This window comes from Nonomuraea sp. NPDC059023, from assembly GCF_042740095.1.
Lineage (GTDB): Bacteria > Actinomycetota > Actinomycetes > Streptosporangiales > Streptosporangiaceae > Nonomuraea.
The window spans coordinates 50,743-68,090 of the sequence record NZ_JBHYIO010000002.1 but is presented as its reverse complement, the minus strand read 5'-3'; the positions used below and the strand labels follow the sequence as shown (position 1 = coordinate 68,090).

Genomic DNA, 17,348 nt, shown 5'->3' with positions numbered 1-17,348 from the left:
AACTTTCCTAATAAGCTGGGAGTCAGGGTGAAACTCGCCGTTGTCGGGGGCGGCTCGACGTACACGCCGGAACTGATCGACGGGTTCGCCCGCCTGCGCGATGATCTGCCGATCACCGAGATCGCGCTGATCGATCCGCACGCCGAACGCCTCGAACTGGTCGCGGGCGTCTCCCGCCGCATGCTCGCGCGAGCGGGGCATCCGGCGAAGGTCGTCGCCACGTCCTCGGTCGAGGAGGGCGTGGCCGGGGCGCAGGCCGTCCTCTTCCAACTGCGGGTCGGCGGCCAGGCCGCCCGCAACGTGGACGAGACGCTGCCGCTGCGGTGCGGCTGCGTGGGCCAGGAGACGACCGGCGCCGGCGGCCTCGCCAAGGCGCTGCGTACCGTCCCGGTCGTGCTCGACCTGGCCGAGCGGGTGCGCGAGCACGCCCCGGACGCCTGGATCGTCGACTTCACCAACCCGGTCGGCATCGTCACCCGCGCCCTGCTCGACGCCGGGCACCGCGCGATCGGCCTGTGCAACGTCGCCATCGGCTTCCAGCGCACCTTCGCCCGCTACCTCGGCGTCGAGCCGGGCCGGGTCAGCCTCGGACACGTCGGCCTGAACCACCTCACGTGGGAGCGCGCCGTCTACCTCGACGGCGAGGACGTCCTGCCCCGCCTGCTGGCCGAGCACGGCCAGGAGATCGCCGACAACATCGGGCTGCCGCCGGAGCTGTTCGCCCGCCTGGGCGTCGTGCCCTCCTACTACCTGCGCTACTTCTACGCCCACGACATCGTCGTCGCCGAGCAGCGCACCAAGCCCTCGCGCGCCGACGAGGTCGCCGCGATGGAGACGCGGCTCCTGGAGATGTACGCCGACCCGGCCGTCGACACCAAGCCCGAACTCCTGGGCAAACGGGGCGGCGCCTTCTACTCCGAGGCCGCCGTCGCGCTCATCGCCTCCCTGCTCGGCGACCGCGGCGACGTCCAGGTGGTCAACACGCGCAACGCGGGCACGCTGCCGTTCCTGCCGGACGAGGCGGTCATCGAGGTGCCCGCCACGATCACCGCGACCGGCGCCGTCCCGCTGCCCATCGACCCGCTCGACCCCCTCTACGCCGGCCTGATCGCCAACGTCTCCGCCTACGAGAGCCTCGCCCTCGACGCCGCGATCCACGGCGGCGCCGACCGCGTGCGCAACGCGCTGCTCGCCCACCCGCTGATCGGCCAGGAAGCCGTCGCGGGCGAACTCACCGACCTGCTGCTTGAGGCCAACGCCGCGCACCTGCCGTGGGTGAAGCCGTGAGCACGCTGCTCGCCGTCGACGGGGGCAACAGCAAGACCGACGTGCTCGTGCTCTCCTCCGACGGCACCGTGCTGGCGCGCGGGCGGGGCGGGCCGTTCGTCCCGCAGAGCGCCGGCGTCCCCGCCGCCGCCGACGTCCTCGAAGACGCGGTACGGCAGGCGCTCGGACCCGGCGCGGCCCCGCCGTACGCCGACCGGATGGCCGCCTACCTGGCCGGCGCCGACCTGCCGGCGGAAGAGGAGGCCCTGGCCGCCGAGTTCGGCGCCAGGGGCTTCGCCCGCGACATCGTGGTCGGCAACGACACCTTCGCCCTGCTGCGCGCCGGGGCCTCAGGCCCGTCCGGCGTGGCCGTGGTCTGCGGGGCCGGCATCAACGCCGTCGGCGTCTCCCCCACCGGGCAGGTGGCCCGCTTCCCCGCGATCGGACCGCTGGTGGGCGACTGGGGCGGCGGCGTCGGGCTCACCAACGAGGTCATGTGGCACGCCGCGCGCGCCGAGGACGGCCGCGGCGGCCCCACCGCCCTGGCCGGCCTGGTCACCACCCACTTCGACGCACCCACGGTCGAGCAGGTGGCGCTCGACGTGTACTTCGGCCGCCTCGACCCGCTGCGCCTGCTGGAACTGACCGCCGGCCTGCTGGAGGTGGCCGCCGCCGGTGACGAGATCGCGACCGGCCTGGTCACGCGCATGGCCGACGAGATCGTCGGCATGGCCAGGGTCTGCCTGACCCGCCTGGACCTGCTGGAGACGCCTACCGAGGTGGTGCTGGGCGGCGGCGTGCTGCGGGCCAGGCACCCGCTGCTGATGGAGCTGCTGGACGCCCGCTTCGTCAAGCACACCCCGGCCGCCAAGCCCCTCGTGACCGACACCCCGCCCATCGTGGGCGCGGCACTGAACGGCCTGGACGCCCTCGGCACCACTCAGGAAGCCGAAACCCGCCTCCGCGCCCAGTTCTGACCGGGGGGCTGCCGTCCGGACGGCAGCCCCCGCCGGACAGCCGCCCCGCCCAGGACCCACCGCCCGTTCTGGGACCACCACCCCGCCCTGGGACGGCCGCCCCCGCCGGACAGCCGCCCGCCCAGGGCCCACAGGCCCACCGCCCGCTGGGACCAGCGCCCGCCCTGGGACAGCCGTCCGCCCTGGGAGCAGCGCCCGGCCTGGGGGGCGCATGCCGAAGCCGCCGCACGTGCTGTGCGGCGGCTTTCCCGTGGTGGCTAGGCGTCGATGTGGTCGCGGTCGACCTCGGCCGCGCTGCTGACGATGAACTCGCGCCGTGGCGCCACGTCACTGCCCATCAGCAGGTTGAAGATGCCCTCGGCCGCCTCGGCGTCCTCGATGCGTACCCGGCGCAGGATCCGGTGGCGCGGGTCCATCGTGGTCTCGGCCAGTTGGTCGGCGTCCATCTCGCCCAGGCCCTTGTAGCGCTGGACCGGGTCCTTCCACCGCTTGCCGCGCCGTTCGAGATCACGCAGGACCTTGTGCAGCTCGGTGTCGGTGTAGCAGTAGATGTACTTGTCCTGGCCCCGGCCCGGGTTGGTGAGCTCGATGCGGTGCAGCGGCGGCACGGCGGCGAACACGCGCCCGGCCTCGACCATGGGCCACATGTAGCGGTGGAACAGGGTCAGCAGGAGGGTCCTGATGTGGGCGCCGTCGACATCGGCGTCGGCCATCAGGATGATACGGCCGTAGCGTGCGGCCTCCAGGTCGAAGGAGCGGCCGGACCCGGCGCCCACCACCTGGATGATCGCGGCGCACTCGGCGTTCTTCAGCGTGTCGGCGACGGACGCCTTCTGCACGTTGAGGATCTTGCCGCGGATCGGCAGCAGCGCCTGGAACTCCGAGTCGCGGGCCAGCTTCGCGGTGCCGAGGGCGGAGTCACCCTCGACGATGAACAGCTCGCTGCGGTCGACGTCGTCGCTGCGGCAGTCGACCAGCTTGGCGGGCAGCGCTGAGTTTTCCAGTGCGCTCTTGCGGCGCTGGTTGTCGCGGTGCTCGCGGGCGGCGATGCGGGCCTTCGCGGCGGCCACGATCTTCTCCAGCATCGCGCGCAACGGCTGCTTCATGCCGCGCGGCGGGTTGGTGAAGACCGCCTTGAGCTCGCGCGAGACCACGTGGGAGACGATGCGGGTGGCCGCCGAGGTGCCGAGGACCTCCTTGGTCTGGCCCTCGAACTGCGGCTCGGGCACCCGGACGGTCACGACGGCGGTCAGGCCTTCGAGGATGTCCTCCTTGGTGACCGGGTCGTCGCCGTTCTTGAGCAGCCGGGTCTCGCGCAACTGTTCGTTGAGCGTCTTGACCAGCGCGCGCTCGAAGCCGGTGACGTGCGTGCCGCCCTTGGGGGTGGCGATCACGTTGACGAACGAGCGGATGGTCGAGTCGTAACCCTTGCCCCAGCGCACCGCCACGTCGACGGTCAGCTCGCGCTGGACCTCGGTGGGGGTCATGTGGCCCTGGTCGTCGAGGACCGGGACGGTCTCGTGGAAGTGGCCGAGCCCCTGCAGCCGCTGCACCTCGCAGACGGCCTCGTCGCGCGCCAGGAACTCGGTGAACTCGGAGATGCCGCCGTCGAAGCGGAACTCCTCGGTCTGGCCGTCGTGGATCAGGGCCAGCGTCAGGCCGGGCACGAGGAAGGCGGTCTGGCGCAGCCGTACGTGGATCTCGTCGATGGAGACCTCGGCCTCGGCCAGGAAGATCTGGGTGTCGGCCCAGAAGCGCACCCGGGTGCCGGTGACCTTCTTGCGCAGCTTGCCGCCGTCGCGCAGGCCGGACTTCTTCTTGAACTTGGCCGTGGGGCCGTCGCCGTCGAAGACGCCGGGCACGCCGCGCCTGAAGCTGATCAGGTGGATCTGCCCGTCGCGGTCGACCTCGACGTCCAGGCGCGAGGACAGCGCGTTGACCACCGAGGCGCCCACGCCGTGGAGTCCGCCGGAGGCCGCGTAGGAGCCGCCGCCGAACTTTCCGCCCGCGTGGAGCTTGGTGTAGACGAGCTCCACGCCGGGAAGCCCGCTCTTGGGCTCGATGTCCACCGGGATGCCGCGGCCGTCGTCACGCACCTCGATGGAGCCGTCCTCGAACAGCTCGACCTCGATACGGGTGCAGTGACCGCCCAGCGCCTCGTCGACGCCGTTGTCCACGATCTCCCAGAGGCAGTGCATGAGACCGCGGCTGTCGGTGGACCCGATGTACATGCCAGGGCGCTTGCGGACGGCCTCGAGGCCCTCAAGCACCGACAGGTGACGAGCTGTGTAACCCGCCTCCACTACCGTCACTCCCGCTCCTCTGGTCTAGCCATCGAACACGTGTGCGTAGCTTACCGTTCTTCCCGCTGACGCGCGTACAAGCTTGCCATCCCGGCACGTTTGCCGTTACCAACCGGCTGATCATCATTACTTTCGGACACATTCCGCTCTCGGCGTAGCGACGCGCCGGTTGGGAACGTCCAGGTCCGGTTAGATGTTGTCTCAAGTGACTGCGCCAGATCCTCGCTTCGGCGGGGGTGACCAGAAAGGCGATACGTGACTGGAGCTCTCGCCCCCGTTAAGCCGCTGACGGCCCTCGACCGTTGTGACCGTTGCGGTGCCCAGGCCTACATTCGTGCGACCCTGCCGGTTGGTGGGGAGCTGCTGTTCTGCGCCCACCATGGGCGACAGCACGTGGCGGCACTGCGCGAGAAGGGCGCCGACATCCTGGACGAATCGGCCCGACTCAGCGAAACCCCTTCAATTGCCCCCGACAGTGAGCGCTGACCCAGCACTCGCTCCGAGATAACCACATATAGCGTGACGCACGACGCGGCCGCCCCTTCAGGCGAGGGGCGCCGCGTCGTGCTGTTTCAGGACCCCTGTGTACGGCCCGGCGCCCCCAGAACTTCGCCCACCCGGTAGTGGTAGCCCTCCCCGGCCACCTCGAAGCCCTCGCCACGGTAGAGCTCCCTGGCGTTCTCGTTCGCCTCGGTGACCACCAGGTAGGCCGACGAGATCCCGGCCGACACGGCGCGCCGTACCAGCGCCCTGATCACACTGCGGCCCAGCCCCCGGCGGCGGGCGGCGGGCAGGGTCGCCATGCAGTAGATCCCGAGCGTGTCCCCCTGCGGCACGCCGCGGCCCACGGCCAGGGGCACGCCGTCCCGCTCGACGGCGGCGTACCAGGCGGGCACCCCGGTCACGATGCGCCGCGCGTCGCCGATCCGGTCGGCGTAGCGGCCGTCCACGGACCACCAGGCGTCCATCCAGGCGTCCCAGGGCTCGTCCTCGATCCGCACGGCGTGCGCGGGGGCCTCGGGCAGCTCGGGCTCCTCGGGCGTCTCGGGCGGGGAGGCGAGGCGGGCGACCATGGCCAGGACGGGCCGCGTACGCCGGTAGCCGCGCCGTTCCAGGACCCGGTCGAGGCCGGGATCGCCGACCGTGAAGACGGGCTTCAGGCCCCGCTCGGCGTAGAACCTTTCCGCGTATTGCAGTGCCGCGTCCATGTCCTCAGGTACATTCCGGGCATATACCGAGTTCGCCCGATCGGTGACGCCACCGGCGTATCGCAGGACCCACCCGTCGCGCTCGTGCTGTTCGAACGCCGGCCACGCCTCGTGCACCAACCTGCGAAAATCCATGACAAAAGCCATGAACGGCACGATATCTATTACGATTCCCCAGGTGTCCTCCCCATCCCACGAAACGTCGCCGCGCGGCCGGGCCTGGATGTGGTTCGCGGGCCTCGCCGCCGTGATCCTCCTCCCGCTGGCCATCGCGTGGCCGCTCGGCGGGCTGGCGGACGCGGGAAAGAACGAGCCGCCCAAGACCGCGCTGGGGCAGAAGCTGACCGGCAACCGCTTCCAGCTCGTGCCGAAGAAGGCCGCGTACACCACCAGCGACCCCAACCCGTCGCCCTTCGGCGAGCCCGACAAGGGCCGGTACGTGGTGCTCGACCTGGACGTGACCAACGTCAGCCGGTTCCCCGCGTCCCTGTCCGACATGGCCGCCCGCCTCGCCATCAAGCTCGACGGCAAGCCGCTCGACCAGGTCATGTCCATCAAGGACCAGCTGATCCTGCGTCCGGGCGACAACCGGGGCAGCCTGCTCAATCCCGGCATGGCCGAGACCGTCCGCCTGTCGTGGGAGGTCGCCGCCGAGGCTCCGGACCCCACGCGGCTGAGCGTCGCCGTCCACGACGAGGACTACCAGCCGAGCTGGTCGCTGCTGGGCTACTACTCGGGCACCTCGCTCTGGTACCGGCAGGACGATCCGCGCTGGATACTCGACACCCCGCTGGAGCGGGCATGAACAAGCTGATCGCGCTGGTCGCCTCGGCGCTGCTGCTCGTGGCCGTCGGCGCCGCCCAGCGGCTACGGCCCGACGCCGACCGCGTCTACCAGCCCCTCTCCTCGACCGGCGCCGTCGGCCAGGACGTCCGCACCACCCCGTACACCGTTCGCGTGGAGCGCGCGGAGGCCGGCCGCGAGCTGGTGCTGACGGGTTTCCTGGACAAGAAGGAGAAACGCGTCACCAAGGGCGTGTGGGTCGTGGTCCACCTGACCGCCACCGCCACCCAGGAGCGGGTCCAGCTGGGCACCGTGGAGCTCCAGGCGTTGAACGGCACCCGCTACGCGGCCACCGACCGCTTCTCCACCCTCGACTCGGCCGACCTGGAGGCGGGCATCCCGCAGCGCGGCACGATCGCCTTCGAACTGCCGCCGGATGCCGTCAAGGGCGCGATCCTGCGGATCACCAAGGCCAGATACACCACCATCCACCGGCTCAACGCCGCGCTGGGCCCCGGGGTCGAGGTGCCGCTGGGGCTGTCCGGCGCCGCCGTACCGACGGTGACGATCGAGGAGGACGACGCGTGAGCGGGCGGCGCGCCAAGCGCGACAAGGGCATAAGGCACCTCTGGTACGGCCTGGGCCTCGCCGCGGCCGTCGCGGCGCTGGTGGCCGTGCAGGTCGTACCCAAGCTGGAGGACTACGGCCTGCGCTCGGGCGGCGAGCCGATCGACGCCGCGGCCGGGTCGGGCGCGGCGTTCGAGGGCTCGACGTGGCGGCTGATCGGCATCGGCCAGACCTCGGGCGACGACCTCCCGCCCGGCACCACGGCCGTCACCGCGGTCATCGGCGTCACCCCGCGCGACGCGGCGGCCAGCAAGGCCATGTCCAAGGGCTGCGAAACGGCCGTCCGCGACGCCCGCGCGCGCACCTGGACGCCGACCACGCGGGTGAAGGGCGTCCCCAAGGTCTCCACGCTGTGCACCCGGATCGACGAGAAGACCTACAAGCCGATCCTGGCCAAGCCCGGGGTGGAGGCGAAGTTCCAGGCGAGCTTCGCCGTCCCGGCCGACGCGGTCAGCTCTCTGCGGGTTGAGGTGCGTCTTCGCGACCACCACGAGAATTTCGTACGGCTGACGCCATCCGCAGCGCCATCTGCAGGGCCGCCGCCAGCAGGCTGATCCGCAGCACCTCGTAGACCGCCGTGACCCCGAACTTGATCGGCCCATGCCACACGGTCCACCAGTTGCTCTCGTGCGCCCCGACCAGGTTGACCACGCCGATGAACGCCCAGTCGTGGCCCACGCCCAGCAGCGTGTAGCACAGGCAGAACACCAGGAAGAAGACCGGCCCGGCGCGCAGCACCATGCGCAGGCCGTTCAGCATGGGCGTGTACTTGTCACGCAGGTCGCGCGAGACGAACTCGGCCACCTTCCGCACCGGCTCCGGCGCCGCCTCCTTCACCCGTCCGGCGCCCGACTCGACCCGGGTGCCCTGGATCAGCGCCTCGCCCTGACCCATCTCACGGCCGTAGACGACGGCGGCGATCGTCACCCAGACGAGGGGCAGGACCAGCGCGTCCTTGAGATTCGGCACGACCACCGCGACGGCCTCGCCCACCGGCCCCAGCACGCCGCCGATGACGTCGGCGGCGGCCACCCAGGCGGACCTGGAGGTCAGCCACGCGATCCGCTCGCCGATCCAGTGCTCGACGCTGATCACCGCGAAGAACATCCACATGGACTCCAGCGCGATCGACAGCAGCCCGAGGCGCCCCTTCGGCCACCGCTCGTACGCCTTGCCGACCGCGACCCGGGCCGCGAACGCGCCCAGGGCGATGAACGAGGTGGTGAGCAGCGGGTTGAAGGTAAGGTTCTCGATCTCCTGCACCCCGAAGAGCTCCTGGGACAGGATGCTGTACTGCTGCACGTCGTCGGTGAACAGCCCCCAGGCCCCGTAGAAGGCCAGGAACGGCAGCATGGTCTGCGCGATCAACGTCGACAGCCGCCCGCCCTGCCCTTCGGCGGCGCCGGTCAGGATCGCGTTCCTGCGCAGCACCTGCAGCATGGCCACGTACGAGGCCAGGGTGGCCAGCACGGCCAGGCTCATGACCGCGAAACCCAGGTACTTGCGCGGGGCCTCGACGTCACCGGCGTAGACGGCGCCGACGAGGATCAGGTCGTGGACCACGCGGCCCACCGTGTAGAAGAAGGCGAGGGGCAGGAAGGACCGCACTGCCAGGACAAGTGCATCCCAAGGCAGCCAAACTGGGGAGAGTGACGCTTTCATCGCTGTGGATGCTACCGGCCCTAAGCTGTCTGACGTGCTGATTCTGCTGCCGCCGTCCGAAGGCAAGGCGCCGGAGGGTTCCGGCGCCCCGCTGGGCGAGCTCTCCTTCCCCGCGCTGGACAAGGCCCGCAAACGCGTGCGAACCGCCGTCGCCAGGGCGTCCAAGCGCCGCGACGCCATCGACGTCCTCGGCCTCACGCCGGGTCTGGCGGCCGAACTGGAGAAGAACCTCGCGCTGGAGAGCGCACCGGCGCTTCCGGCCGCCGAGCTCTACACCGGCGTCCTGTACGACAACCTCGGCCTGGCCACCCTCTCCCCCGCCGAACTCCGCAGGGCCGAGGAGTCGCTGCTCATCTTCTCCGGGTTGTGGGGCGTGCTGCGGATCACCGACCGGGTCCCGCCGTACCGGCTGTCCATGGGCGTGACCCTGCCCGTGCTGGGCGGTCTCGCCGCCTTCTGGCGTCCCTTGATCACCAAGCAGCTCGACGGGCTGCCCGGCCTGGTGGTCGACATGCGCTCCGGCACGTACGCGGGGGCGTGGAAGCCGGGCGAGCGCTCCGTCGCGGTGCGGGTCTTCCGCGACGGCAAGGTTGTCAGCCACATGGCCAAGGCCACCCGGGGCGCGATCGCCCGCGCGCTGGTGCGTTCGGGCGAGGACCCCACGACCCCCGCCGACCTAGCCAAACTCCTCGACACGTACGGCTTCGCCACCACCCTGGGCCCCCGCCCCAAACCGGCCCACCCCTGGCACCTCGACGTGGAGGCCACCGCCTAGCTCAGACGGCTGGGGAGCACAGGCAGGCGGACAGGGGCGAAGGCACCACAGGCGGCGCACAGCTCGGACGACCCAGGCAGTTCCTGGACAGCTCACGCACCACAGGCGGCGCGGGCAGCGTGGGAGCCACAGGAGGCGTGGGCGGTGGGCGGTTCAGGCGGTGATTTGATCGGGTTCGTCAGAGAACGTCCTGACGTCCTTGCTGGCCGCGGCCACCCCCGCCACGACCAGCATGATCCCGCCGATCCCGACCAGCGCCCACGCCCCGCCGAACGCCGCGGCCAGCGACCCGCCCAGCACCGGCGCCAGCGGGTTGAGCCCCCGACTGACCAGCGTGAGCGCCGCGCCCACCCGCCCGAGCATGTCCTCCGGCACAAGCCGCGAAACCACCGCGGACACCACGACATTGAACGTCGGCGTAGTCAGCGAGAACAGCAGCAGCGGCACCATCGGCCACCACGGCCCGAACGGCAGCGCCATAGCCACGATCGCCCCACCGAACACCGTCGTGAACACGATGGCCAGCTTCCCCGCCGCCAGCAGCCGCCCCAGCCACCCCGACAGCAGCGCACCGGCCAGCCCGCCGATCCCCATGGCCGCGAACACGGTCCCGGTATTGAGCGCGTCACCCCCGCGCTCGCCGATCAGCACCACCAGCGGAATCAGAAAGGCGCCGCCGAGCAGGTTGAGCATCATCGCGATGAGAAAGATCTCCCGCAGCCCCCGCCGCCGCCACACCCACCCGACGGCATCCCCCGCCTCCCGGCGCATCCCCTTCTTGACCGGCCCAGGACTCCCCTGAGCCCGCCGCGGCACCCTGGCGAACAAAGTAGCCACCAACGCCACCAGGTAGCTCAAGCCATCCACCACAAAGGGCACAGCCTGCCCCAGCCCATACAGAAACCCACCAACCGGCGGCCCAGCCAGCGCCGCCGCATGCCGCCGCGACTCCTCCTGCGCATAGGCACTCCGAAGCTGCTCAGGCGCCACAACTCCACGAATCGCCGTATCCCAGGCAGGCCCCACAAAGGCCACACAAACCCCATCCACCACGGCCAGCACCACCACCACCCAAACGTGCGCCTCCCCAGCGAGCACCGCCCCGGCCAGCACAGCCGCCGCCAGCACCTGCACTGCCTGCGCCCCGAGCAACGTCCGCCGCCGATCCCACCGATCGACCCACACCCCGGCCGGCATCTGCGCCACGATCATCGCCGCCGCCTTGGCCCCGGCCACGACCCCCGCCAGCCCCGGCGAACCGGTGAGCGCGAGCACCAGCATGGGCATCGCGATCCTGGTCATGTCGGTTCCGAGCTGCGAGATCGCACCACCGATCCAGAGCAGCCGGAACTGCTTGTTCCTACGCAAGGACACGAGACTTCCTCAACCAAGGCCGAAGGGGACGTTCCACAACCACCAAAACCCGAACGAAGCCCGCCACCCTACCCGACCCTCACCCCCACAACCCGCCCCACCAGCACCCACCCAACCCCAAACCACCACAGGCCAGCCAACCCCCGAACCCACCACATGCCACGGCCGCCAACCCCGGACAAACCCCACGCCGTCGAGCCCGGAAGTCCCCACGGCCGTCGGACGCGAGAGCTCTTACGGCGGCTCGGACGCAGGAGCTCTTACGGCGCTCGGGCGCAGGAGCTCTTACGGCAGTCGGGCGCGGGAGCCCCCACAGCAGTAGCCCCTCACAAGCCCTCGCCGAGCCCGGCACGAGCAGGCGATCGCCGAGCCCGCCACAAGCCCTCGCGGCCGTCAGCGCGGCACGAGCCCGTCAGTGACCGCGTCGATCAGCCGGTCCATGATCGCCGGATACAGCTCAGCGCCCAGCTCGTCGGCATGCAGCGGCACCAGCAACACGGCCCGCAGCACCCCCACCACCACCCGGGGATCCCCCGCCAGCCGCCCCTCCACGAACTCCAGCAGATCCGCCAGCGGCCCGCTCTCCGCCTGCGCCATCCGCTCGGGCGTGAGCTTGGTGGCCAGCAGCGCGACCTCCTCAGGGTGCGCGAGGAGCCGCCGATAGAGCGGATTGACCTCCAGCTCCGCCACGGTCGTCCGCAGAAACCGGCGCAGCGAGTCCCGGGTGTCCTCGCCCCGGCTCAGCCCTTCGTCGATCACCCGCCGCCTGACCTGCTCGCCCTGCCGGAGCATGGCCTCCAGGTAGAGGTCCTCCTTGGAGTCGAAGAAGGCGTACAGGGACGTCTTGGCGATTCCGGCGGGCTCGGTGAGCTCCTGCAGGGACGTCTTGCGCAGTCCTTGGGCCGCGAACAGCCGCGTAGCCGCCTCCAGTAGCTGCTCGGTGATCCGTGCCCGCTCACGCTGGTTGAATGCCGGCGGCATGCGCAGCGCCTCCTGTGAACAAAAGTCCGTATCGTTCACAGCGTACCGCGCCACCGCCCCGACGACCGCACACCCCCGCGCCGGCCACAACGCACCGTTCCAACAAGATCGACTACGCGACTCACACAGGGCAGAGCGCGATCCGGCAGGCCCGCGGACGCCCGTACCTGATAAGGGTCGTCCATGGGCTCCTCACTGATCAACATCACCCCGCTGCTGCCCGTCGCGCTCGCCCTGCTGGTCGCCGCGGGCGCGACGGTCGCCTGGCTGGGGCGCCTGGGCCACGGTCCCGCCGTGGTGACCGCCTGCGCGCGAGCCGCCGTCCAGCTCGGCGCGGTCTCCGTCGTGATCACCTGGGTGCTGACACTGCCGGCCGCGACAGCCGCGTTCGTCCTGCTCATGTACGGCGTGGCCGCCTTCACCGCCGGCCGCCGCATCACCGGCGGCCAGGGCGGCTGGTGGTGGGCCGGCGTCCCGATCGCCGCCGGCACCGTGCCCGTCCTGGCCCTCCTGATGGCCTGCCAGGTGATCTCCACCGACGGCCTCGTCGTCATCCCGATCGCCGGAATCCTGCTGGGCGGCTGCATGACCGCCACCACCCTGGCCGGCAAACGCGCCCGGGACGAACTGGCCCAACGCCACGGCGAGGTCGAAGCCGCCCTGTCCATCGGCCTGCTCCCCAGAAGCGCCCGGCTGGAGATCTGCCGACCCGCCGCCGCACAGTCCCTGGTCCCGGCCCTGGACCAGACCCGCACCGTCGGCCTGGTCACCCTGCCCGGCGCCTTCGTCGGCATGCTGCTGGGCGGCGCCACCCCACTGGCAGCCGGGCTGGTCCAGCTGGTGGTCCTCATAGCCCTGCTCGCCGCCGAGGCCGTCGCCTGCGTCACCACCATCGAACTGGCCGCCCGCGACACCTGGCCCCGATCGTCAGCTCACCAAGAGTAACGACCGGCTCCCTCGCAAATCACTTCCCCCCAAAACCACACATCGCCACAAAGCGACTACCTTTGGCGCCGTTCGGGCACATAAATGCATATATGTCCGATTAGCTGAGGAGGCCCGCCGTGCGACGTCTAACGGGAACCATCGTGGCCACCGCGGTCATCACCGTGGCCTCATGGGCAGCCCCTCCCGTCGACGCCCGAACGCTCAGCGCACACTGCGACACGGTGACAGCCACCTCCACCGCCCAAGGCGAAGCCCACCAAGCCAAACGCTGCCAGTAACCCGAACCCCCGAATCAGCCCACTCCACCACCGCGCGGCGCCGGAAAGCACCGGGGTGCACCGGCCGGGCACGCATCTCGGAGGCCCCCGGCGCTCACCACGGGGGCGGAAGGAGGAGGGCGTCCTGGTAACGCGGAGGCCCCGCACCCCCACAAGGGGTACGGGGCCTGCGAAAACCAGCTGACTAGTCCAGGTAGTCCCGCAGGACCTGGGACCGCGACGGGTGTCGCAGCTTGGACATCGTCTTCGACTCGATCTGGCGGATCCGCTCCCGGGTCACGCCGTAGACCTTGCCGATCTCGTCCAGCGTCTTCGGCTGCCCGTCGGTCAACCCGAAGCGCATCGACACGACGCCCGCCTCTCGCTCCGACAAGGTGTCGAGAACGGAGTGCAGCTGCTCCTGCAGCAGCGTGAAGCTGACGGCGTCGGCCGGAACGATGGCCTCGGAGTCCTCGATGAGGTCACCGAACTCGCTGTCGCCCTCCTCGCCCAGCGGCGTGTGGAGGGAGATCGGCTCGCGGCCGTACTTCTGGACCTCGACGACCTTCTCGGGCGTCATGTCCAGCTCACGGGCGAGCTCTTCCGGCGTGGGCTCGCGGCCGAGGTCCTGCAGCATCTGCCGCTGGACCCGGGCCAGCTTGTTGATCACTTCGACCATGTGGACCGGGATGCGGATGGTCCGCGCCTGGTCGGCCATGGCGCGGGTGATCGCCTGCCGGATCCACCACGTGGCGTACGTGGAGAACTTGTAGCCCTTGGTGTAGTCGAACTTCTCGACGGCGCGGATCAGGCCCAGGTTGCCCTCCTGGATCAGGTCCAGGAAGAGCATGCCGCGGCCGGTGTAGCGCTTGGCCAGCGAGACCACCAGGCGGAGGTTGGCCTCCAGGAGGTGGTTCTTGGCGCGGCGGCCGTCCTCGGCGATCCACTCCAGCTCCGCCCGCACGTCGACGGGCAGGTTGTCGACCTCGCCGCCGAGCTGCTCCTCGGCGAACAGGCCGGCCTCGATGCGCTTGGCCAGCTCGACCTCCTGCTCCGCGTTGAGCAGGGGGACCTTGCCGATCTGCTTGAGGTAGTCCTTGACCGGGTCGGCGGTGGCTCCCGCGGCGGCCACCTGGGCGACCGGGGCGTCATCGTCGTCGTCGGAGAGGATGAGGACTTCTTCCTCGTTCTTCTCCGGCACCGCGGCGGCGGCCGCGGCTTCGGCCTTGGGCTCTTCCTCGGCGTCGTCGTCGGACTCTTCGCCCTCGGTCTCGGCCTCGGCGACGATCTCCTCGTCGTCGACCTCGATGTCCTCGAGGTCTTCGAGATCGACATCGCCCTCAAGGTCGATGTCCTCGTCGTCGGCGCCTTCCTGGGCCTTGGGCTTGGTGTCGGCCGGGCCGGTGTTGTTGTTCTCCGGCTTGTCGGCCTTCTTGGCAGGTGCGGCCTTCTTGGCCGCCGGGGCGGCCTTCTTGGCAGGAGCAGCCTTCTTGACGGGCTCGGCTTCAGCCGCGCCCACGACCGCGGTCACGGTCTCGGGCTGCTGCTCCTTGGCGGCCGCTGCGGTCTTCGTCTTGACGGGGGCAGCGGTGCGGCGCTTTGCTGGACCACGAGACTTCTTCGGTGCCGCCGAATCCGCGGCGGTCACCACCACGGTCACGCCCTCTTTACTGAGGTTCCGCAAGAACGCGGCGGCGTGCGACATCGGGATGTCCGCCTCCTCGAAGGCTTGGCGGACATCCTCAGACTCGAGGAAACCCTGCGAGCGCCCACGCTCGAGCAGTCGCTGAATGACGGGCTCGTTCAGCTCTTGTGGCTTCGAGCGAGTCGAACTTGCAGGCGACACGAACACCTCTCGAACGAACGCGTGGCGACAATGGACCCAGATCCCCGCTGGGGGGCTATGCCTCTCTAGGAGTACGGCGAGGCCGTGCGAAGCGCAAACGGACCATCCAGCATTCTGGCATGACCCAGCACTTCATACGGCCACCTCCCGGCGGTTGACCTCCACCCTAGGCCGACCCGGACAGTAGTGCGTACGTAAGGGCGGCACTGATACCCGAAAGCAACCCTTATGACTGTTTCATTCAGTCACTCTTCGTGGCCGGCGGAACATGAATGGCCAGCGCGGTAACGTCATCATCCTGTTCATATCCCGACAACATCCGGTCTACCAGGAAGTCCAGCAGCATATGCGGACTACTGACCACCTCGGGCGGAGCTTCGGTCACAACAGAGCAAAGTTCCGCGAGACCGGCGTCCAGCCCGCGCTTCCTGTTTTCCACCAGACCGTCGGAGTAGAGCACGGCCGTATGGCCAGGCGGCACCACGAACCGGAACTGCCTTCGGCTGGTCGGCCAGCCTAGCGGAGTACCGGGCTCGGCGTCGCACAGAATCGCCGTACCCTGCGGTGAAACCAGCACGGGCGGCGGGTGACCGGCCAGCGCCAGCGTCCCCTCACCCGTCACCGGCTCGACCACCATGTACGCCAATGTCGTGACCTGCTCCTCCTCTTCGGTGGCCTCGAAGACCCGGTCGAGACCGGTCAGCACGGCCGCCGGAGGCGGGTTGGTCAGCGCCAGCGCGCGCATGGCGTTGCGGATCCGGCCCATGCCCGCGGCGGCCTTGACGCCCTTGCCCATGACGTCGCCGACCACCGCGGCCACCCGGCCGTCCTGGAGCACGAAGGCGTCGTACCAGTCGCCGCCGACCTGCACGTGGCGGCTTCCGGAACGGAAGCGCTGCGCCAGCACCAGCCCCTTGACCACGGGCAGCCGGTCGGGCAGCAGGCTGCGCTGCAACGTCTCGGCGGTGCGGTGCTCGCGCTCGAACAGCGTGGCCCGCTCGACGGCGAGCGCGCACTGCCCGGCCAGCGCCTCCAGGAAGACGCCGTCCTCCTGTGAGATCTTCTGCGGCCGCGTGAAGGAGAAGCGCAGCGCGCCCAGCGCCCGGCCCGCGGCCAGCAGCGGCAGGCCCACCCAGGCCCGCTCGTCGCTGTGCTTGAGGTAGGCCGACAGGACCTCCTCGCTGCCGCCGGCTTCCAGCAGCTGCGACTTGAGGCTCTCCGGCGACTCGGCGAAGACCGGCCTGCGGCTGTTGACCGCGATCGTCATCACGCTGGTGTGGGCGAGCGGGATCTCCTCGCCCGCCGCCCCCGGCACCTCGGGCACGCCCTCGCCGTTGATCAGCTGCAGCATGGCGCGGTCGGGATCGAGCAGCGCCACCGCGGAGCGGTCGGCGGCCAGCGCGGTGCGTCCGACGTCGATGATGACCTGGACCACGTGCTCGACCGTCAGCGCCTCGGCGAGCAGCGCGGTCGCGCCCTGCAGCCTGGCCGTGCGCAGCGCGGCGGCGCCCAGCTGGTCGGTCAGCCTGCCGCGCATCTCCTCGGCCTCGCGCTGCGGGGTCACGTCGGTGTTGGCGCCGACCCACTCGACCACCCGGCCATGCCTGATGATCGGTACGGCCCGCACCTCGAAGTGCCGGTAGCCGCTGGCCCGGGTGCGCACCCGGTAGTTCCACTCGAACATGGTCCGCCCGCGCAGGGCCTCGCGCCAGGCCTCCTCGGTCTGCTGGCGCTCGTCGGGATGGACCGCGTCGAGCCAGCCCTGCCCCAGGTACTCCTCCAGGCCCTGGCCGGTGATGGCGCGCCACTGGGGCGCGTCCTCGACCACCGCGCCCGTGGGCGAGGTGATCCACACCAGCTGCGACTGCGCCTCGACCAGCGAGCGGTAGCGCTCCTCGCTGCGGCGCAGCTCCTCCTCGGTCTGGCGGCTCTCGGTCACGTCGAGCCCGACCAGCGCGACGGCACGCAGCTCGCCGCCCTCGTCGTGGATCGGCGAGAACGACAGCGACCAGTGCCGCGAGTCACCCTCGGCCGAGCGTACGCGCACCCGGCTCTCCGTGACGGGCCCGTCGCTCTCGATCACGGCCTGCACGGCATGCGTGATCAGCTGGCTGAGGTCGGCGGTGAGCGTCTCGACCGGCGGCTTTCCGATCAGCTTGTCCGCGGGCACGCTGACGACGTCGGTGAACACGTCGTTGACCCGCTGGACGCGGCCTTCGACGTCGAAGAAGGCGAAGGCGAACTCCGCCTCGGAAAGCAGGCCCTTGAACAGGCCGGAGTCTGAGATGTCCACATCCGACTCCCGGGGACGGGGAACGGAGGTCTCGGCGCTCATGGTCGG

15 protein-coding genes are annotated in these 17,348 nt (G+C 70.4%); 8 read left to right on the top strand and 7 right to left on the bottom strand.

Going from position 1 to position 17,348, the window contains the following annotated elements; genetic code table 11:
* Window positions 1-27: 27 nt before the first annotated feature.
* Both ACFWYW_RS03765 and ACFWYW_RS03760 read left to right on the top strand, forming a co-directional pair.
* The gene (locus ACFWYW_RS03765; RefSeq protein ID WP_379609505.1) at window positions 28-1,287 is read left to right on the top strand and encodes a 6-phospho-beta-glucosidase; all 1,260 of its coding nucleotides are present in this window, start codon (window positions 28-30) and stop codon (window positions 1,285-1,287) included.
* Entirely contained in the window at window positions 1,284-2,243 is a 960-nt protein-coding gene (locus ACFWYW_RS03760; protein WP_379609504.1) for an N-acetylglucosamine kinase, read from the top strand. The genes ACFWYW_RS03765 and ACFWYW_RS03760 overlap by 4 nt, the downstream gene beginning before the upstream one ends.
* A 257-nt stretch (window positions 2,244-2,500) precedes the next feature.
* Here the strand turns inward: ACFWYW_RS03760 and ACFWYW_RS03755 are convergent, their stop codons facing one another.
* On the bottom strand, window positions 2,501-4,555 hold the full coding sequence (locus ACFWYW_RS03755) for a type IIA DNA topoisomerase subunit B (protein WP_379609503.1): 2,055 nt from the start codon (window positions 4,553-4,555) through the stop codon (window positions 2,501-2,503).
* A 246-nt stretch (window positions 4,556-4,801) separates the two neighbouring features.
* Here ACFWYW_RS03755 and ACFWYW_RS03750 point away from each other — a divergent pair, with 246 nt between their 5' ends.
* On the top strand, window positions 4,802-5,032 hold the full coding sequence (locus ACFWYW_RS03750; protein ID WP_379609502.1) for a hypothetical protein: 231 nt from the start codon (window positions 4,802-4,804) through the stop codon (window positions 5,030-5,032).
* An 86-nt stretch (window positions 5,033-5,118) separates the two neighbouring features.
* Here ACFWYW_RS03750 and ACFWYW_RS03745 read toward each other — a convergent pair whose 3' ends face one another.
* Window positions 5,119-5,901 (bottom strand): GNAT family N-acetyltransferase, encoded by a 783-nt coding sequence (locus tag ACFWYW_RS03745; RefSeq protein ID WP_379609501.1) that lies wholly within the window; start codon window positions 5,899-5,901, stop codon window positions 5,119-5,121.
* Window positions 5,902-5,932: 31 nt separating this feature from the next.
* Between ACFWYW_RS03745 and ACFWYW_RS03740 the strand changes: the two genes are divergently transcribed.
* Genes ACFWYW_RS03740 through ACFWYW_RS03730 form a run of 3 tightly spaced genes read left to right on the top strand, consistent with a single transcriptional unit; the run spans window position 5,933 to window position 7,718 of the window.
* A complete protein-coding gene (locus ACFWYW_RS03740) occupies window positions 5,933-6,559 on the top strand; it encodes a hypothetical protein (protein ID WP_379609500.1) in 627 nt (208 codons plus the stop codon).
* Window positions 6,556-7,125, top strand: coding sequence for a hypothetical protein (locus tag ACFWYW_RS03735; RefSeq protein ID WP_379609499.1), 570 nt, complete (start codon window positions 6,556-6,558; stop codon window positions 7,123-7,125). The genes ACFWYW_RS03740 and ACFWYW_RS03735 overlap by 4 nt, the downstream gene beginning before the upstream one ends.
* A complete protein-coding gene (locus tag ACFWYW_RS03730; protein ID WP_379609498.1) occupies window positions 7,122-7,718 on the top strand; it encodes a hypothetical protein in 597 nt (198 codons plus the stop codon). The genes ACFWYW_RS03735 and ACFWYW_RS03730 overlap by 4 nt, the downstream gene beginning before the upstream one ends.
* Here the strand turns inward: ACFWYW_RS03730 and ACFWYW_RS03725 are convergent.
* The gene (locus ACFWYW_RS03725; RefSeq protein WP_379609497.1) at window positions 7,615-8,772 is read right to left on the bottom strand and encodes a hypothetical protein; all 1,158 of its coding nucleotides are present in this window, start codon (window positions 8,770-8,772) and stop codon (window positions 7,615-7,617) included. The genes ACFWYW_RS03730 and ACFWYW_RS03725 overlap by 104 nt on opposite strands.
* An 88-nt stretch (window positions 8,773-8,860) precedes the next feature.
* On the opposite strand from ACFWYW_RS03725, the gene ACFWYW_RS03720 reads away from it, so the two are divergent.
* A complete protein-coding gene (locus ACFWYW_RS03720; protein WP_379609496.1) occupies window positions 8,861-9,601 on the top strand; it encodes a YaaA family protein in 741 nt (246 codons plus the stop codon).
* A gap of 153 nt (window positions 9,602-9,754) precedes the next feature.
* Here the strand turns inward: ACFWYW_RS03720 and ACFWYW_RS03715 are convergent, their stop codons facing one another.
* Both ACFWYW_RS03715 and ACFWYW_RS03710 read right to left on the bottom strand, forming a co-directional pair.
* Entirely contained in the window at window positions 9,755-10,975 is a 1,221-nt protein-coding gene (locus ACFWYW_RS03715; protein ID WP_379609495.1) for an MFS transporter, read from the bottom strand.
* Between the two features lie 393 nt (window positions 10,976-11,368).
* Entirely contained in the window at window positions 11,369-11,956 is a 588-nt protein-coding gene (locus ACFWYW_RS03710; RefSeq protein WP_379609494.1) for a TetR/AcrR family transcriptional regulator, read from the bottom strand.
* 183 nt (window positions 11,957-12,139) lie between these two features.
* On the opposite strand from ACFWYW_RS03710, the gene ACFWYW_RS03705 reads away from it, so the two are divergent.
* Window positions 12,140-12,901 (top strand): ABC transporter permease, encoded by a 762-nt coding sequence (locus ACFWYW_RS03705; protein ID WP_379609493.1) that lies wholly within the window; start codon window positions 12,140-12,142, stop codon window positions 12,899-12,901.
* A gap of 465 nt (window positions 12,902-13,366) precedes the next feature.
* On the opposite strand, the gene ACFWYW_RS03700 is transcribed toward ACFWYW_RS03705, so the two are convergent.
* Both ACFWYW_RS03700 and ACFWYW_RS03695 read right to left on the bottom strand, forming a co-directional pair.
* A complete protein-coding gene (locus ACFWYW_RS03700) occupies window positions 13,367-15,007 on the bottom strand; it encodes an RNA polymerase sigma factor (RefSeq protein ID WP_379609492.1) in 1,641 nt (546 codons plus the stop codon).
* A 241-nt stretch (window positions 15,008-15,248) separates the two neighbouring features.
* Entirely contained in the window at window positions 15,249-17,342 is a 2,094-nt protein-coding gene (locus ACFWYW_RS03695; protein WP_379609491.1) for a SpoIIE family protein phosphatase, read from the bottom strand.
* Window positions 17,343-17,348 lie beyond the last annotated feature (6 nt).

Coding starts and splice junctions, on each gene's coding strand:
- ACFWYW_RS03745 (WP_379609501.1), bottom strand. CDS start 5,901: ATGGCTTTTGTCATGGATTTTCGCAGGTTGGTGCACGAGGCGTGGCCG.
- ACFWYW_RS03735 (WP_379609499.1), top strand. CDS start 6,556: ATGAACAAGCTGATCGCGCTGGTCGCCTCGGCGCTGCTGCTCGTGGCC.
- ACFWYW_RS03710 (WP_379609494.1), bottom strand. CDS start 11,956: ATGCCGCCGGCATTCAACCAGCGTGAGCGGGCACGGATCACCGAGCAG.
- ACFWYW_RS03705 (WP_379609493.1), top strand. CDS start 12,140: ATGGGCTCCTCACTGATCAACATCACCCCGCTGCTGCCCGTCGCGCTC.
- ACFWYW_RS03695 (WP_379609491.1), bottom strand. CDS start 17,342: ATGAGCGCCGAGACCTCCGTTCCCCGTCCCCGGGAGTCGGATGTGGAC.